The organism is Nocardia brevicatena NBRC 12119 (assembly GCF_000308495.1).
Classification (GTDB): domain Bacteria; phylum Actinomycetota; class Actinomycetes; order Mycobacteriales; family Mycobacteriaceae; genus Nocardia; species Nocardia brevicatena.
The window spans coordinates 1-885 of sequence record NZ_BAFU01000016.1 but is presented as its reverse complement, the minus strand read 5'-3'; the positions used below and the strand labels follow the sequence as shown (position 1 = coordinate 885).

The following is an 885-nucleotide window of genomic DNA, read 5'->3' as shown; positions in this document are numbered from 1 at the left end:
CGGTGGCGATCTCACCGAGTTCGATCCGCAGACCACGCAACTTCACCTGGAAGTCGGTACGACCCAGATAGGTGATCACACCGTTCTTGTCGCGGACCACCAGGTCACCGGTACGGTACATCCGCTCACCGGTACCGAACGGATTGGCCACGAACCGATCCGAAGTCAGATCCGGCCGCCCCGCATACCCCTGCGCCAGCTGGACACCCGCGAGATACAACTCACCCGCCACACCCGGCGCGACCGGATGCAACCGGGAGTCCAGCACATACGCCCGGGCGTTCCACACCGGCGAACCAATCGGCACCGCACCGGTCACGATATCGGCGACCGGACCATGCGTGGCATGCACCGTGAACTCGGTGGGCCCATACAGATTGAACAGCGCCACATCACCGACCCGGCGCACCGCCGCCACCACATCACCGGTAAACGCCTCCCCCGCCACGAACAACGCACGCAACGACGACAACGCAACCCGGTTCTCGGCCACACTACCGGCGAACACACTCAACATCGACGGCACGAACGAGGTCATCGTCACCCGCTCCCCCTCGATCACCCGCGCCAGATACTGCGGATCCCGATGACCATCCGACTCCGCGACAACCATCCGCGCACCCACCACCAACGGCGCGAACAACTCCCACACCGACACATCGAAGGTGGCCGGAGTCTTGAACAACACCACATCACCGGCACCGATACCATACTCACCCACAATCCAGGCGATCTGGTTCACCACCGCCGCCTGCGACACCACCACACCCTTCGGACGCCCCGTCGAACCGGAGGTGAAGATGACATAAGCCGCGTTCTCCGGCCGCAACGGAACAACCCGCTCCGCATCGGTCACGGGAGCCTCGGAGTACCCGGACAGATCCA

1 protein-coding gene is annotated in these 885 nt (G+C 63.8%); it reads right to left on the bottom strand.

The features are described 5' to 3' along the window. Positions 1–885, bottom strand: an 885-nt coding sequence (locus ON20_RS03305; protein ID WP_040833412.1) for an AMP-binding protein, incomplete at both ends; no start/stop codon positions are given.